Genomic DNA, 16,310 nt, shown 5'->3' on the forward strand with positions numbered 1-16,310 from the left:
TTAGGGTTAAGTGACCGGTGCGTGCCGCCCGGGCCGGTCGGGACGAGAGGGGTCGAATCCTCGCGGCCCCGACATTGGGGCGGCTTACGCCGGTGAGGCCTGCTTGTCTGAACCGGCCCATCCGGGCGACGCCCGGGCCCCCCTCCAGAGGTGTCCGTGTCTCGGGACGGACCCAAACCGAGGGATGCTCCGCACTCGCTCGACCTCCGTCTGCGCGCGACGACGGCCGGCGTCGGAGGTGATCCCCCGGCGACGGCCGTCGCCAGCCCTGGGCCAACCGATGGGGACCCGCCCCTCAGTTGGCCCAGGCGGGCTCCTCGAGCAGTAATCCGTACTTCTTCATTTTCTTGTAGAGCGTCGTCCGGTTGATGTCGAGCACCCGGGCAGTCTCCTGGCGATTCCAGCCGAGGGCCTCGAGTGCCTCGAGGATGATCCGCTTCTCCGGCTCCTCGAGCGCCTCCTTCAGCGGGCGGATCTGCCCGGCCGCCCGGCTGCGGTCGACGGCAGGGCGGGGGCTCATCGCCCCGGGGCCGGTGGCGGCGAGCCCGAGATCGGCCGGCTCGACCTGCCTACCGCGGCAGACCAGCACCGCCCGCTCGACCGCGGCTTCCAGTTCCTGGACGTTGCCTGGCCAGTGGTAGCGACGAAGCAGCAGGAGGGCCTCCGGGCTGAAGCCGCTGACCGGCCGGTCGAACCGCTGGGCGGCCCGGAAACGGAAGTGCTCGGCCAGTCGGTCGATGTCGGCACCCCGATGTCGGAGCGGGGGGATTTTGAGCGTGACGACGCTGATCCGGAAGTAGAGGTCCTGGCGAAAGCCGCCCCGGTCGACCAGCTCCAGCAGCTCTTCCCGGGTCCCCAGGACGAGCCGGACGTCGGCCCGCTCCGGGCGGACCGATCCGATCGGCTCATACTCGCCGTCCCGGAGCAGTCGGAGCAGCTTGGACTGGAGCTCCGGGGCCAGGGCCGCCACATCATCGATGTAGATCGTGCCGCCCCGCGCCCGCTCGACCTCACCGGGGACGGCCGGGCCGACCATCAAACGTTCCCCGAAGATGGTCCGCTCGATCTCGGCGGCGGATTCCCCCAGGCATCGGACCTCGACGAAGGGCCCGAGTCCCCGGGGGCTCTGCCGATGGAGGGTTCGCGCCACCAGGCTCTTGCCCGTCCCAGGCTCGCCCTGGATCAGCACCGGGGCCCGGGTCTGGGCGATCGACTCGGCCAGCTCGATCGCCTGGCGGAGGCTCTCGTCCTCCCCGATCAGGACCGCCCCCTCGCCGCTTCGCTGCGGGACGGGCCATCCCGACCGGGCCGGCGGCCCTCCGCCGTCGACCACAGTCCAACCGTGACCGACGGAGGGATCCTCGGCCCTCGATCTCGGGTACGATTGCGAGGGGCCCGATCCGTTGACCGACCCGTGACCGAGGGGGACGGCCGTCGATGACGCGGGGGAGGGCCGAGGGGCCAGGTCGCTCCTCCCCAGCACCTGGGCGACCGCTGCCCGGAGTTGCGTGGCGGGCAGCGGGAACCGCAACACGGCGTCGGCGCCCCGCTGGCGGGCCTCCCGGGTCCGCTCGGCGTCTCCGACCGAGAAGAGCAGGACCACGGGCAATGCGGGGAACTTCCGCTTGACGTAGTGCAACAGCTCGAGGGCGTCGGGGTCGTCCGGATCGACCCCGGCGATGATCAAGTCGACCTCGCCCCGCTCGAGGCGGCGGACGGCCGCCCGGTCGTTGTTGGCCTCCTCCAGCTGCACGCAGAGCGTCTGGAGCATCGAGGTCATCAGCATGCAGGCCGACGAGTCGGGGTGCACGATCAGGATGCGTGTTTCTTTCATGGAAGCGTCTCGATGCAAGGCCACCGCCAGCTCCGGCGGGGCTCCAGCGTCCTCCGCAATGGCCGAAGCCCTTCGGCCGGCTCGAACCGGGCACGACGCGTCAGTCAGCGAGGCAATCGATCCGGGCCGCGACGGCGCGGCGGGGGAGGCCCGGGGGCACGATGACCCCGTCGGCGGGGTTGACAGGGGCCGGCCCCGAACTGGGGCGGCGACAACGGGGACCGCGATTCATCCGTACCAGGCGGTCCAAGGCCGGGGGACAGGGTAAGGGAGGGAGAAAGGGGATCCGACGCGGTCCCGGGCGTCAAGGGGGGCCGGCGAGGGGGATGGGGGGAACCTAGGCACGAGGGTGGCTTCGACGATACGCCTCGATCAGCCGTTCCCGGGAGACGTGCGTGTAGACCTGTGTCGTGGTGAGGCGACGATGGCCCAGCAGTTCCTGAACGCTCCTGAGGTCCGCCCCGCGATCGAGCAGGTGCGTCGCGAAGCTGTGACGAAGGGCGTGCGGGCTGGCCCTGGGGTCCAGCCCCATCGCCAACAACCTGATTCGGAACAATCGGTCGACGCTCCGGGTCGAGAGCCTCCGCCCGTACCGATTGAGAAAGATCGCCGGCTCGTCGGCACGGGCCGGTCGCCGGGCGCCCAGCCATCGGGCGAGCCAGCCGACCGCCTCCGGCCCGATCGGCGCCAGCCGCTCGCGGCGTCCCTTGCCCCGGACCCGGACGGCTCCGCGTTCGGCGTCGAGGTCGTCGAGATCCAGGCCGACCAACTCGGCGACCCGGAGTCCACCCCCGTAGAGCGTCTCGAACATCGCCCGGTCTCGAATTTCGAGCGGCGAACCGGCCGGGATCGAGTCCAGTAGCGTAATCACGTCCTCGACCCGGAGCGCCCTCGGCAGCCTCCTGGGTTGCTTGGGATTGCGGAGTCCGGTTGTCGGGTCGACCGGGACCGAGCCCTGCCGGCGGTGATACTTGAAGAACGACCGAAGGCTCGCCAGCCGCCGGGAGATCGTCCCCGACGCGTAACCTCGACCCGCCAGCCAGACCGAGAAGGCTCGGAGCCGCTTCGGGTCGACCGCCATCGGATCCGGATCGGGCTTCCCCCCGGAGGACTCGCGCAAGAACTCCAGGAAAACCGAGAGATCCCCCTGGTAACCCCGGAGCGTGTGCTCCGATGCCCCTCGCTCTCGCTTCAGGTGCTCCAGGAACGCGGCAACGGCCGGGTGCCTCATCGCTGCTGACTCCTCGGGCGAGGGCCGACCACCCCGGGCGTCGGCCGCCCGATTCCTCGAGCATACCGCCCACCGATTCTGATCGGCTTCTCGTCGGCCTCGACGACAGTCCGCACCCCCCGGCCGCTCCCCTCCCGGGATCCGATGCCGGGCTCATGTGCCCGAATGCCACCGTTCGACTCACAGGGGGGGGCGTCATTGCGTAATTAAGCTCATAAAGGGTCGGCGAAGCGTATCTAGCGTACGAGACATCATGACCCGACTCACGATACCCATTCTACTAGGCACACGACCTTACGAGGGGGTCACCGGGTTGTGACCGAGGAGTGGTTTACCTCGACCGAGCCATCAGGACCCGACCGTCCGAGAGGATGGTCGGGTCCTGATGACTCGGGGAACTCTCCAGTAGAATTCGAATCTCCCCGCCGACCGAAGTCGATGGACGATCGGTGAATCCTAAGTCACGGTTCGGAATCGACGATGGATGAGCGAGTGCGAAACCCGGAGGAGAGTCGCTCGGGCAGGGGCGGGTCCGGACCGGGGCCATTGTCGAGGTGGTCGAGTTGCCGGTCGCGACCGGGCGTGTTACCCTCGGGCGATCCGAGTCGAGATCCGGGGAGGAGATCGCGATGGCACCCGAGGGCGAGGGAGAGACCCTGACCCATCGCTTGATCCTCCCGAGAGACGCGAACCACCACGGCACCCTCTATGCCGGGGTGCTGCTCTCGCTGGCGTTGGAGGCGGCGTATGCGACCGGTTACCGGGTGCTGGGAGACTCGGCGAATCTCGTGCTGAAGCGGGTACTGGACCTGCGATGCTACGAGCCCGTCCCGGTCGGCCGGGTCGTCGAGCTCAGGGGCCGGGAAGTGAATCGGACCCGGGCCCAGGTCGTCATCGCGCTGCGGGGCGTCCCGCTCTCGGGGCGGTCGGCCGACTGGATGGACGGCCTGATGCAGTTCGTCCAGGTCGACCTTCGGGGACGCCCCTTGCCGATCGCCGAAGACGCGTCGCCGAGCATCGGACCCTTCCCCCCCGGCTGGCTGGAGATCCGAAGGCGGGCCGAGCGACTGCTCACCGTCCGGGTCCGCAGGGATGCGGCGGACGGTTGAATCGACCGCGGGCAGGACCGGCCTATTCGGCGGCGGTGGCGAACGGGTCGTCGTCGCCCGACTCCTCGGCACCCTTCATCGGCAACTCGACGGTGAACCTCGACCCCACCCCCGGCGTTGAGTCCACCACGATCCGGCCGCCGTGCTCACGGACGATCTTGTCCGAGACTGGCAATCCGAGGCCGGTGCCCCGGGAGCCCTTGGTCGAGGCGAAGACCTCGAAGATCGTCGCCTGCTCGGGCTCGGGGATGCCGATCCCATTATCCTCGACGACGACCAAGGCGGTCTGTGCATCGGCGTCGAATCGGTTCGAGATGATGACCCTGGGATCAGGCCTCCCCTCGGCGGCGTCGAGGGCGTTGGTCACGATGTTCAGGATCGCCCGGTGGATGCCGTCCGGGTCGAAGTGGAGCGTCGTCGCGTCGGCCGCCGGCCGCCATTCCAGGGACACCGACAACTCGGCGGCCCTCGCCTGCATCAGCTCGACCACGTCGCCGACCACTTCGTTCAGGTCGCTCGGCTCCAGGGCAGGCTCACGGTCCTTGGAGAAGGAAAGCATGTCCATCACGAGGTTATAGATCTTCGCCTGATTCTTCTCGACGATCCCCCAGCCCCGGCGGGTGATCGTCTCGTCTTTCTGATCGAGCCCCATCTCGACAAGGTAACTCCCGCCCTTGATCCCCTGCATGATGTTCTTGATGTGGTGGCTCAGCGTGGCGATCGTCTGGCCCACGGCGGCGAGCCGTTCGGCCTCCACCTTGTCCCGGTAGAAGTTGGTGCTCTCGATCGCCAGGCCGGCCTGGTGACCGATGGCGACCATCAGCATCAGGTGCTCCTGCGTGAATTTCCCCTTGGGTCGTCCCCGATCGGGGCCCTCGACCTCGACCTCTCGGGAGCCTCGGACGTCGGCATAGAGCACGCCGAGGGTGGTATGCCTCCCCTGGACCGGCACGCAGATCGCCTCGCGGATCCCATAGTCGACGATCGACTGCGAGGGCCCGAACCGGCGGTCGACGGGAGCATCGAGGGTGATCACCCCCTGGCCCTCGGTCAGGACGTGGTCGACGATCGACCGGGAGATTCGCATGCGTTCCTCCGGGTCATCGGCCGGCCCTCGCCACCGGACGGCCTTCGGCTCGAGCGCCCCCCCCGGGTCGAGGAGCAGGATCGCGCCCCGGTCGGCCCCGATCGATTCGAAGACGAGCTGGAGGATCTGGGGCAGCAGGGCATCGGGATCGAGCACGTGGCTGATCGCCCGCGTCGCCTGATACATCACCGAGAGGTTGGCCAGCCGGACCTTCAGCCACTCCCCGGCCGACTCCGGTGCGCCGAGCATCGGTTGGCCATGCCCGACCGGCAGGCTCCGGACGATCTCCGATCGATCCTCGGCGCGGGCGAGGGCGAGGAGGTCGACCCGGTCGGTCAGGTCGTCCTTGGCGGCCGGGCTGGAGTCGAAGAGGAGCACGGTCGAGCCAATCTGGACCCGATCGCCGGGCCTGAGCGTGGCCTGATCGACGAGCAGGCCATTCACGAAAGTCCCGTTGGCCGAGCCGAGGTCGACGAGCCGGAAAACCGCATCCCCCTCGGGCCGGACCTCGGCATGGCGGCGAGAGACCTCGCTGTCATGCAGGCGGATCGGACTTGAGCGTTCCCTGCCCAGGGCGGTCGGTCGGTCTGAGAGCGAGAACCGCCTGCCCCGATCGGCCCCCTGGACGACGAGCAACGAGGCCACGGTGATCCTCTCCCAGGGCTCGGGCGGGACCGACCGGGCCTCCCGGCCACCTGCCCAGGGGTCAGGCTATCCCGCCGTCCTCATGGCCGTCAACCCGGCCGGAGGGCGTCGGAGTCCCGTCGGCGTCGATCGACTTGTCGCGGACAGGTCCCCGGATTCTAATTGGGGAGGCCGCCGGAACGTTCCCGGCTGATCGGGCTGCCGATCCCGTTGCGTTGCCCCCGACCGATCCCCCACGAGGTCTCTCCCCGATGGAGTGCCCCCCGATCGCCCGAGTCCGTCAGTCGATTCCGCAATCCCGCGTCGAGGACGTCCCCGGCACGGTCCGCCGCCGGATCCGGGAGAGCCGGATCGCCGATCGGGTCCTGGTGGGGGGGAGGGTGGCCGTCGGGGTCGGCAGCCGGGGGATCGCCGCGATCCCGGCCATCGCCCGGGCCGCTGTCGACGAGCTGAGGGCGATGGGCTTCCGCCCGTTCATCGTCTCGGCGATGGGGAGCCACGGCGGCGCGACCGCGGAGGGTCAGCGCGAACTGCTCGCCGGCTACGGCATCACCCCGGAACGCATGGGGGTCGAGGTCCGTACCGAGATGGATGCCGTCGTGCTCGGCACCAGCCCCGTCGGGCTGCCCATCTACTTCGACCGGAATGCCTACGAAGCCGACGGGATCGTCCTGCTCAACCGGGTGAAGCCGCACACCGACTTCACCTCCGAGTACGAGTCCGGCATCCTGAAGATGATGGTCATCGGCCTGGGCAAGCGCGAGGGGGCCTCCCAGATCCACACGCTCGGCCTCGTCGGGATGCGGGAGGTCCTGCCCGCCGTCGGCAAATTCCTGGTCGAGCACACGAAGTTCGCCCTCGGCCTGGCGATCCTGGAGAACGCCGAGGAGCAGCCCGCGGAGATCATCGCCGTCGAGCCCGACACCATCCTGGATGTCGAGCCCGTCCTGCTCCGGCGCGCCAGGGAGATCATGGGCAGACTGCCGTTCGACCAGATCGACGTCCTCGTCGTCGGCGAGATCGGCAAGAACTACTCCGGAGCGGGCATGGATCCTAACGTCATCGGCCGCCTGATGGTCGAGACCATGCCCGACTTCGAGCGCCCGAAGGTCACCCGGCTCGCCGTCCTGGACGTCTCCGAGGAGAGCCACGGCAACATCGTCGGCATCGGCTTCGCCGACCTGGCGACGGAGCGGATCGTCGAGAAAATGGATCCCGAACCGTTCCGGATCAACGTCTTGACCTCGTGCTTCCTGGAGCGTGCCCGGATCCCGATCACCCTGCCCACCGACCGGGACGTCCTCCGAGTCAGCCTCGAGACTTGCTGGCGCATCCGCCCCGAAGAGGCGCGGCTCGTCCTGATCCCGAACACCCTGGAGGTGGACACTCTCTGGGTCTCCCCGGCGATGAAGGCCGACGTCGAGTCCCACCCCCATCTCGAATTCGAGACCGAATTCCTGGAGGTCCCCTTCGACCCCTCCGGCTCGATTGATCAGGAGCAGCTCTTCCCGAGATCCGTCCGAGGCCGACGTGCCTCCGGCGCCTACGGTGGCCACTGATCCTGGCCGAGCGATCGAAGGGTGGGGGAGGGAGCCCCGGGCTATTCGATCGTCTTGATGAATTCGATCAACGCCCGCCGTTCCTCTCCCAGAAAGTCTCGGTACGCTCCGTCCTGCCCGGTGGTTTGCGTGAACCGGGGGCCGGAGTGGCCTAGGTTCGAGTTGCCAGCCAGGTGTGACCCGTCGGACTGCTCGGATCGGAATTCGAAGCGTCTCTGCCCTGGCCCGGTCTCGAACCCGACCCGGACCGGGTCGAAGCGACGGCTGCCGAGGTAGAACGAATCGACCCGGTCCTCCTCCGGGAGGAGCATCTGCTCCAGGTTCGGGACCGAGCCGTTGTGGAGGTAGGGGGCGGTGGCCCAGGCCCCATCCAGCGGGCGAGATTTATAGCCCCGACCGCCGAGCGGGGGCGCGCCGGCCGCGCGCCGGAATCCCCCGAGCTGCGCCAGCCTCCTCTGGAATTCTTCGGAGCCTGGCGTGAGCCCCTGTTCCGCCAGCGTCCGACCGATGACCTGCCGGACGACCGCCTGCAGGAGTGCGGGGCGTGGAACCTGGTCGTCCCGACCGGCACTGACCAGGTCCGCCAGCGAGTCGGCGGACGATTTCGCCCCGAAGTTCATCAGAAACTTCGGGTCGGTTCTCAATACCTCGAGCGGGGTGGCGACGACCCGGATGACGTTCGGGTCCAGCTCGCTAGCGACGTCCAGGTTCTGGGGGAACCGCCCGTCCGGGTCCCTCAAGGCGTGACACGCCACGCAATTCGACCGATACAGCTTCTCCCCCCTGGCGGCGAGCCCTGGATCGATGGTGTAGGGTCCTCCCAGGTGCTCCGGCCACCTCGGTGATCGCAACCCCTTGACCCACTCCTCCAGCTCATGGAGCTGGTCGAGCCGGACCGAGGAGGTGAACCGATCCGGTCCGGGGGCGAACCGGGCCTGCGCGAAGACGCCGAGCACCTCGCCGACGTTCCTCCCGAGCGGGTTGCCCGCCGAGGCGGCTCATCAACCCGGAGGGCGGGGCTTCACCGCTCCGCCGCGCAGGCCCGGGGGGAGTTCGACTTCGGGGTCGAGCAGCGAAGGGATCGGGGCCGGGGGACCGGTTGCCCGGAGGACTGGGAGGGGGGTCACGATCCGATCGGGCACCTCCTCCCCGGCGTCGAGGTCGAGGACGGTCCGGACGGCATAAATGCCCAGCACCTGCTCGTCGGCGAAGGCGACGGCCGACACGAAATCGGACTTCACGAATTCGAGCTGGTTCGAGTTGATCACGAATCCGGCGATGACGAACCGGTCCGCATCGGTCCCCTCGTTCCTGACGGAGAGCGCGGAGATCAGGCTCGCGTCGTCGCCGGCCAGCACCATCGACAGCCCCGGATGGGAGGCCCGAAGCCCCCGGATCGCTTCGGTCCTGGCCGGCTCGTCGGTCGGCGCCGCGAACGGTTCATCCCCGATCAGCTCGATCCCCGCCTCTCTCGCCGCTTCGAACAGGACGCCAGCCCGCTGATTCGCCTCGGGGAAGTCCGGGATGAACGCGACCAGTGCCGGCCCCGAGGCCGGCTTGCCGAGCTTCGACGCGTCCTCGACCGCCGCCGCCACCAGCTCCCCCGCCGCCGTCCCCAGTTCCCCCCGGACGACCGCCGGCACCGGATCCCCCTCGATCGTCGAGGGCTCCAGCAGGGTGACGACGGCCACGCCCCTGACTCTTGCCTCGGCCGATGCCGAGCCGAGCCCTCCGCCCTCGTCAGAAACGACGATCAATGCGGAACCCCCTTCCCGGATCGACCTCAGCAGGAGGTCCGCAACCCGTTCACCTTCGGCCGGGATCCGAGACGAGAAGACGACGCCCAATCGGGCCGACTCCCGTCGGGCGGCCTCCTCCCAGATCTCGTGCCGGGGATCCGACTCCGATGGCAGGATCATCGTGATTCGTCTCGCCCCGACCGACGCCGCCGGGGGGCCCACCAGGTCGGCCAGCGACGCGACCTCCTGATCTCCGCCGGGGGCCTTCTCTGCCGGACCCGACTCGCCACAACCGACGAGCAACATCAGCGAAATCGCCAGCCCGGCGGGGATCGTCACGACGGATCGGGTCATCGGTGTCCGCGCCTCCGACAGGCTGGGTTCGGGCGACCCACCGGTGACTGCCGGTCGGGGGCACCTTCGTCCCGGACCCGGTGGCGGGCCGCCTGGGTGGGCCGATTATACGGCGAATCCCCGGACCCCGTCGCGGTCGTCATGGGTCAACCGCGGGTCGCCACGATCAGGATGAGGAGCCCGGCCAGCCAGAGGATCAGGCTCAGGCCGACCGTCGCCAACAGCCGCATCAGGCCCCGTCGGCCGATCCTCGGGTTGGAGCGGGTGAGGATCGACCGGGGGATCGGGTCGAGGACCCGGTCGACGACGACGAAGGCCGGGACGAGCATCATCACGAACAGCAAGAAGAAGGCACCGATCGAGGCCGTCGTCACGATCGATCGCAGGACCCCCAGGATCACCCCGACCGCGGCCACCGCCGCCATGATCGATCCGATCCGGAACTGCCTCGAACCGGGCCGGAAGACTTCGGGACGCTCGAACGGGGTGTCCGGCAGCTCGGAGACGAGCCACCAGAGCAACCCCTGCACGGCCAGCGCGTGTCCGATCCTCCCTCCCCGGATCAGCCGGGGGATTTCCCGGACCGGGACGAGCTCCACGCGCAACTCCTCTCCCGCGTCGCATTCGGGCTCGGCCACCCGACGGACGTCGGTGATCATGATGGTCGTGATCCGGGAGGTCAGGAGCGAGGGGCAGGACCAGACGGTCCCGATCAGGACCGGCTCATTCCCCGCGTAACCGGTTTCTTCCAGCAATTCGCGGGCGCCGGCCTCCATCGGGTCCTCGCCGGGGTCGAGCAGGCCCCCGGGTGTCTCCAGGCTGTCCTGCGCCGAACCGGCCCGGAACTGCTCGACCAGGAGGATTCGGCGGTCGGGAGTCAGGGCGATCACGTTGACCGCGTCGGCCAGGTGGATGACGTAATAGTCGTGAGATTCGCCCGACGACCGTGACCGATAACGCTCCCGCCTCAGGCGAAACAGCCAGTTCTCCTCGATCGAGGTGTCTCCCTCCGGCTCCCGGGCCCAGGACGCGGGCCGCTGGGATCGTGCCGAGGGGGGCGGGGAAGGGTCTGGCAAAGGAGGCATGGTCGGGTCCCATCGGGTGAGAGGGACACGATCGCCCATCCGAGGCGGACTGGCAAGGGAGCGGCTCAGGCCAGCAGCACCCCGTCGATGAGCGCGGCGACCCCGTCGTCCTCGAAACCGGGGGCGACCAGGTCGGCCGCCTCGCGGACGACCTCCGGGGCTTGCCCCATCGCCACGCCGAGCCCGGCCCCCCGGATCATGGGCAGGTCGTTCACGTCGTCCCCGACGGCGACGATCTGATCCGGCCCGATCCCCCAACGCTCCGCCAGGTGTAACACGGCCGACCACTTGCTCGCCTCGGTATCGAGCACCTCGCACATCACCCCCCGATAGGCCGAGGTGTGCAGGACGAAGGTCCGCAGGCGCCCGGGGGCAGCGAGCAGCAGCAACGCCTCGATTTCCAGCATCGCGTCCCGTTCCCCGACGGCGAACAGGTGGAAGTGCGAGCCCCGTTCCGGCCGGTCCATCCAGTCCGGATCGACCAGGGCGTATTGCCCGTTCCGCTCCACGTAGTCGTCGAACAGGTGCCGGCCGGTGGGACGAGCGGGGATGAGGAAGTCGGGGGGCGTTTCCTCGTGGTCGACGATCGAGACGGCCGGCTCGCCCCGTGAGCGGAGCACGTCGAGCACGGCGACCATCAGCTCACCCCCGAGGTCGGCCCGCCACAGCGTCCGGTGGGTGCCCGGGTCCTTGACCAGCGCCCCCGAGTTGCACACCAACGGCGCGTCCAGGCCGAGTTGACGGGCCACCGGTCGAGCCCTCCGGTAGCGTCTCCCCGTGCAGAGGACCGGCCGGATTCCCGCCGCCGACGCCCGGGCGACCGCCGCCGCGGTGGCCGGACGCACCAGGCCGTCCCGGCCGATCAGCGTCCCATCCACGTCGAGCGCGAGCAGCTTATACGAGGGCATTCCTGACTCTACTCTCGGATCGTTCGTCGAGCGTCCGGGGACCCACATGGTAGGCGGACCGCCCCCGCTCGGCAATCAAGCCCGGCGCCCCGTCTCCCCCGGTCTCCCGATGCGATAGAATGGGCCCGACGCGATCGAGACCCGTCGGCCGAACCGCCGGAGCCCCGCCATGACCCCCGCGATCCTTCTGCTGGCGACCCTGCCCAGCGCGTCCATACCCGTGCAGGATCCCGGCCTCTTCGACCGGGAGAACCTCGTCGCCTGGTGCATCGTCCCGTTCGACGCCTCCCATCGAGGCCCCCGGGAGCGGGCCGAGATGCTGCAACGGCTCGGGATTCGGCGACTCGCCTACGACTGGAGGGCGGAACACCTGCCAAGCTTCGACGAGGAGCTGGATGCCCTGCAGCGGCACGGGATCGAGCTGACGGCACTCTGGTTCCCGACCTCCCTCGACGAGGACGCGCGATTCCTGCTCGACCGGCTCTCCGCCCGTGGCCTGACGCCCCAGCTCTGGGTCACCGGTGGTGGCGCCCCGACCCCCTCACCGGAGGAGCGGTCGGCCCGGGTCGCCGAGGAGGCGGCCCGCATCCGTCCGATCGCCGAGGCCGCCGCGAAGATCGGCAGCGAGGTCGCGCTTTACAACCACGGCGGCTGGTTCGGCGAGCCCGAGAACCAGGTCGCCGTCATCGAGGCCCTCGGGATGCCCAACGTCGGCCTCGTCTACAACCTCCACCACGGCCACTCCCACCTCGACCGGTTCCCCGAGTTGCTCGAATTCATGAAGCCCCGCCTGCTCGCCCTGAACCTCAATGGCATGGATCCGGGCGGCGAGGCCGAGGGACGTAAGATCCTGGTCATCGGCCAGGGCGAGGAGGACGCCCGGCTCCTCCGGGTAATCCGGGAGAGCGGCTGGCACGGCCCCGTCGGCATCCTCGACCACGTCCCCGAGGCCGACGCCGAGACCCAGCTCAGGGCGAACCTCGACGGCCTTCGGCGGACGCTCGGTCCTCCGTCCCCTTGACGAAATCCCTCACCAATCCTTACGTTGGATCGATCCGCCGAGGAGCCGTTCCCACCCCCTCGCCCGGCCCTGTCCCTCCCGAACCGACCCTCTCCAAGACGCGATCGCCGATGAGTTCCACCCCGCCGATCAAAGGCACGTTCAATTTCGTCAGCCTCGGCTGCCCGAAGAACACCGTCGATTCCGAGCGGATGCTCGGCCTGCTGGCCCAGGATGGCTATGTGCCGGTCCAGAACCCCGACGGGGCGGATCTGGTCATCGTCAACACCTGCGGCTTCATCGACGCCGCCCGCGACGAGAGCCTCTCCGTCATCCGGGAGATGATCGACCGCAAGCGGGCCGGGCAGATCCGGGGCGTGGTCGTCGCCGGATGCCTGGCCGAGCGGCAAAAGGATCTGCTGCTCGAGGAGGTCCCCGAGGTCGACCAGGTCATCGGCGTGTTCGGCAGGGAGGAAGTCGTCAGGGCGGCCGACCGCATCCTCGGCGGTTTGGACGAGCAGCGCACCATCTTCAACCCCGCACCGATCCGGGCCCTTGAGGACACGGCCCGCCTCCGAATCACCCCCCGGCACCTCGCCTACCTGAAGGTCTCCGAGGGGTGCAGCCGCTTCTGCACCTTCTGCGCGATCCCCTACATGAGGGGGAAGCACGTCACCAAGTCGATCGAGTCGGTCGTCGCCGAGGCCCGGGAGCTGGCCGCCGACGGCGTCGTCGAGCTGAATCTCGTCGCCCAGGACATGACCTATTACGGCGTCGACCTCTACGGCCGCCCCCGGCTGGCCGAGCTGCTCCGGGAGCTGGATCGCGTCGACGGGATCCGCTGGATTCGCATCCTCTACAACTACCCGAACTACTTCACCGACGAGCTGTACGAGGCGCTCTCCGGCTGCGAGAAGGTCATCCCGTATCTCGACATGCCGCTCCAGCATATCAACGATCGCCTCCTCAAGATGATGAACCGGCGCCACACCCGGGCCGAGACGGAGGAGATCATCCGACGGCTCCGCCGGGCGATGCCGGGGCTCGTGCTCCGCACGACGTTCATCGTCGGCTTCCCCGGCGAGACGGAAGCGGAATTCGAGGAACTCCTCGATTACGTCAAGGAGACGAGGTTCGAGCGGCTCGGCGTCTTCCCCTACTCGTTCGAGCCCGACACCCCCGCCGCCAAGCTCCCGGGCCACATCGACGAGGACGTCCGAACGGAGCGTCGGGACCGCGTGATGGAGGCGCAACAACCGATCGCCTTCGGGTTCAACGCCTCGCTCGTCGGCCGAACGGTCGAGGTCCTGATCGACGCCCCGGCGCCGGCGGAGCTGGGGCCGGGGGTCTGGGCCGGTCGATCCCACGCGGACGCCCCGGACGTCGACGGGCTCGTCTTCGTCCGGGACCGCGACCTCAGGCCGGGGGATCTCGTGCCGTGCGAGATCCTCTCCTCCGAGGGGTATGACTTGACGGCCCGGCCGGTGAAGGGGGTTTCCCCGAGGCGGAGGATCCGCGCTAGGCCGAAGCCCAGGAAGGCCCCGCCTGCCTCCCCGTTCACGATCTTGCCTGGCTGATCGGTCATCTCGAGGCCCGGGGTTTGCTTCTCCCGGTTCCCGATCGACCGAGGGCGTCGGCCTGCGGGCCGGGCCGACCGTTCCGCGACACCGAGGAGGGGCTCGTCATGAGCGTCGAGGCCGGTCCGAGCACGGCGAAGAAGACGGTGGGGATCGTCAACATCCCGAACGCCCTGAGCGTGGCCCGGCTGTTCCTCGGGGCGGCGGCCCTCTGGCTGATCGAGGCCGATCGGTACGGATGGGCGCTCGTCGTCTTCCTGATCGCCGCGATCACCGACACGCTCGACGGCTACGTCGCCCGACTGCTCGACCAGGCGACCGCCTTCGGCCGGCAGCTCGACCCGATGATCGACAAGCTGCTGATCGCCTCCGTCCTAATCTTCCTGGTCGCCGAGCCGGAGTCCGGGGTCTCGGCCTGGATGGCCTCGGTGATCGTGATCCGAGAGCTGGTGATCCAGTGGCTCCGGAGCATGATGGAGGGCAGGGGGGTGGCCTTCGGTTCGAAATGGGCAGGCAAGATGAAGACCGTGCTCCAATGCGCCGCGATCGTCGCCTCACTGCTCGCCCTGTCGCTGGGGACCGGGGCGCCGGGTTGGGTGTCGATCGCCCGGGATGGACTGCTCTGGGCGGCCGTGCTGCTGACGATCTATAGTGGGATCGAGTACTTCGTGGCGGCGGCTCCCCGGCTCCGAGAGGGCCGTCCTGCGTCCTGATCGGCCGCCGGAGCGAACCGGCCACCCCCCCCGAGTCGACCCGCCCCATGAGCCCGACCGAAGCCCTGACCCTGGCCGTCCTCCAGGGGCTGACGGAATTCCTGCCGGTCTCCAGCAGTGGCCACCTCGCCATCGCCTCCGCGCTCTTCCGATCGATCGGCGCCGTGGAGTCCGGGCCCGACGGCCTGTTCTTCGCCGTGATGCTCCATGTCGGGACGCTCGCGGCCATCCTGGTCTACTACCGACGCGACGCCCGGGCGGATGCCCGGCAGCTGATCTCGGGGGGCCCCGGCCGGTCGAAGGTCGTCCGTAACGGGTTCCTCGCGGTCGTGGCGACCCTCCCGGCGGTCGTCGTGGGGCTCACGCTGAAGGACTCGGTCGACGAGGCATTCCAGAGCGTCCTCGTCCCGGGCTACTCCTTCCTCATCACCGCGGCCCTCCTCTTGGCGACCTCCCGGATCGGGGAGGGGACCAAGGGCCCCTCGCAGACGACCTGGAGGGACGCCCTGCTGGTCGGCCTGGCACAAGCCGTCGCGATCACGCCCGGGATCAGCCGGAGCGGCTCGACGATCGCCGCGGGCCTCGCCCTCGGCTTCTCCCGGTCCTGGGCCGTCGGCTTCAGCCTGCTGATGGCCGTCCCGGCGATCCTCGGCGCGGCCGTCCTGGAGGTCAGGGATCTCGACGGACGATCCCTCACCCCGGTGGCCATCGCCCTGACCGCCGCCTCGACGGCCCTCTCGGGCCTGGTCGGGTACGGGGCGATCGTCTGGCTGGTGCGGATTGTCCGATCGGGTCGCCTCTGGTATTTTTCTGTATACCTGGTGTTGCTCTCGGCCGCGGTGCTCGGCACCTCGAGCCTGGGCGTTTGGTCAGGATCGGGGACGGAATCGGGGGGGACGACCGTTGGGCAAGGCCGCCGATCGGAGACTCTGGACGGGCCCCCCGGGGTCGAGCTGGATCGATCGGGCGAGATCGGACCGGGGCGGGGCGACCTGGATCACGGCGACGCCGCTGGCCCGCGATCGACTGGCCCGCCGCCTGGCACTCTCGGGGGCTCGCCCCGCCCGATCGTCCGGTGATCGCGTCGTCTGCTGGGACGATTTCTGGGGGGATCTCGGCGCGGGCCTGGCCGATCCCTTCCGGTGCCTGTCCCCGGCCGGGGCGAGGGCCGCGCTCCGGGAGGCGATCAACCGGGCCCGTTCGGCCGGCGAATTGACCGTCTCCGCCTCGGTCGCCGACTCCTCGGGCTTTCGCCGTCGTGTCGCCCGCCGCATCTCGCCCTGGATGGCCGCCGGCCGTGCCCCCGACGACCTGCCGTCGCCGAGCGGGGCCGTCGAGGCCGAGCTTCGGCGCATCTATCGGCGCTATCAGGAGGTGCTCGCCGCCCTCCGGGCCGTCGATGACGCAGGCCTCCGGGCGTACGGCTCGGCCGTCTTCAGCCTCATGAAGGAACTCCCGCCGGCCTGGGG

At 69.4% G+C, this 16,310-nt stretch carries 12 protein-coding genes and 1 pseudogene; 6 read left to right on the forward strand and 7 right to left on the reverse strand.

Annotated features, from left to right (window positions below; genetic code table 11):
* Positions 1-295: 295 nt before the first annotated feature.
* Together ElP_RS05320 and ElP_RS05325 are read right to left on the reverse strand one after the other, a co-directional pair.
* Positions 296-1,834: a sigma-54-dependent transcriptional regulator gene (locus ElP_RS05320; RefSeq protein WP_145267642.1), complete on the reverse strand. Its 1,539-nt coding sequence runs from the start codon at positions 1,832-1,834 to the stop codon at positions 296-298.
* A 337-nt stretch (positions 1,835-2,171) separates the two neighbouring features.
* On the reverse strand, positions 2,172-3,065 hold the full coding sequence (locus ElP_RS05325) for a tyrosine recombinase XerC (RefSeq protein WP_145267643.1): 894 nt from the start codon (positions 3,063-3,065) through the stop codon (positions 2,172-2,174).
* 629 nt (positions 3,066-3,694) lie between these two features.
* On the opposite strand from ElP_RS05325, the gene ElP_RS05330 reads away from it, so the two are divergent.
* Positions 3,695-4,174, forward strand: a complete 480-nt coding sequence (locus ElP_RS05330) for an acyl-CoA thioesterase (RefSeq protein ID WP_145267644.1) — start codon at positions 3,695-3,697, stop codon at positions 4,172-4,174.
* Between the two features lie 22 nt (positions 4,175-4,196).
* On the opposite strand, the gene ElP_RS05335 is transcribed toward ElP_RS05330, so the two are convergent.
* Positions 4,197-5,906: an ATP-binding protein gene (locus tag ElP_RS05335; RefSeq protein ID WP_145267645.1), complete on the reverse strand. Its 1,710-nt coding sequence runs from the start codon at positions 5,904-5,906 to the stop codon at positions 4,197-4,199.
* 251 nt (positions 5,907-6,157) lie between these two features.
* Here ElP_RS05335 and ElP_RS05340 point away from each other — a divergent pair, with 251 nt between their 5' ends.
* Positions 6,158-7,465 (forward strand): lactate racemase domain-containing protein, encoded by a 1,308-nt coding sequence (locus ElP_RS05340; RefSeq protein WP_145267646.1) that lies wholly within the window; start codon positions 6,158-6,160, stop codon positions 7,463-7,465.
* A gap of 41 nt (positions 7,466-7,506) precedes the next feature.
* Here ElP_RS05340 and ElP_RS05345 read toward each other — a convergent pair.
* From ElP_RS05345 to ElP_RS05360, 4 genes and pseudogenes are all read right to left on the reverse strand, one after another.
* Positions 7,507-8,436, reverse strand: a pseudogene (locus ElP_RS05345) (di-heme-cytochrome C peroxidase); the annotation flags it as partial.
* A gap of 30 nt (positions 8,437-8,466) precedes the next feature.
* Positions 8,467-9,558 (reverse strand): sugar ABC transporter substrate-binding protein, encoded by a 1,092-nt coding sequence (locus ElP_RS05350; RefSeq protein WP_145267648.1) that lies wholly within the window; start codon positions 9,556-9,558, stop codon positions 8,467-8,469.
* 146 nt (positions 9,559-9,704) lie between these two features.
* On the reverse strand, positions 9,705-10,643 hold the full coding sequence (locus ElP_RS05355; RefSeq protein ID WP_145267649.1) for an NUDIX hydrolase: 939 nt from the start codon (positions 10,641-10,643) through the stop codon (positions 9,705-9,707).
* A 65-nt stretch (positions 10,644-10,708) separates the two neighbouring features.
* The gene (locus ElP_RS05360; protein ID WP_231749502.1) at positions 10,709-11,551 is read right to left on the reverse strand and encodes an HAD family hydrolase; all 843 of its coding nucleotides are present in this window, start codon (positions 11,549-11,551) and stop codon (positions 10,709-10,711) included.
* Positions 11,552-11,720: 169 nt separating this feature from the next.
* On the opposite strand from ElP_RS05360, the gene ElP_RS05365 reads away from it, so the two are divergent.
* From ElP_RS05365 to ElP_RS39345, 4 genes are all read left to right on the forward strand, one after another.
* Positions 11,721-12,572 carry a sugar phosphate isomerase/epimerase family protein gene (locus ElP_RS05365; RefSeq protein WP_145267651.1) on the forward strand — a complete coding sequence of 284 codons (852 nt, stop codon included), beginning with the start codon at positions 11,721-11,723 and terminating at the stop codon, positions 12,570-12,572.
* A 110-nt stretch (positions 12,573-12,682) separates the two neighbouring features.
* Entirely contained in the window at positions 12,683-14,128 is a 1,446-nt protein-coding gene (rimO, locus tag ElP_RS05370; RefSeq protein ID WP_145267652.1) for a 30S ribosomal protein S12 methylthiotransferase RimO, read from the forward strand.
* 107 nt (positions 14,129-14,235) lie between these two features.
* A complete protein-coding gene (gene pgsA / locus ElP_RS05375) occupies positions 14,236-14,841 on the forward strand; it encodes a CDP-diacylglycerol--glycerol-3-phosphate 3-phosphatidyltransferase (RefSeq protein WP_145267653.1) in 606 nt (201 codons plus the stop codon).
* A 47-nt stretch (positions 14,842-14,888) separates the two neighbouring features.
* Positions 14,889-15,920 carry an undecaprenyl-diphosphate phosphatase gene (locus ElP_RS39345; protein ID WP_145267654.1) on the forward strand — a complete coding sequence of 344 codons (1,032 nt, stop codon included), beginning with the start codon at positions 14,889-14,891 and terminating at the stop codon, positions 15,918-15,920.
* Positions 15,921-16,310 lie beyond the last annotated feature (390 nt).

This window comes from Tautonia plasticadhaerens, from assembly GCF_007752535.1.
GTDB classification, from domain to species: domain Bacteria; phylum Planctomycetota; class Planctomycetia; order Isosphaerales; family Isosphaeraceae; genus Tautonia; species Tautonia plasticadhaerens.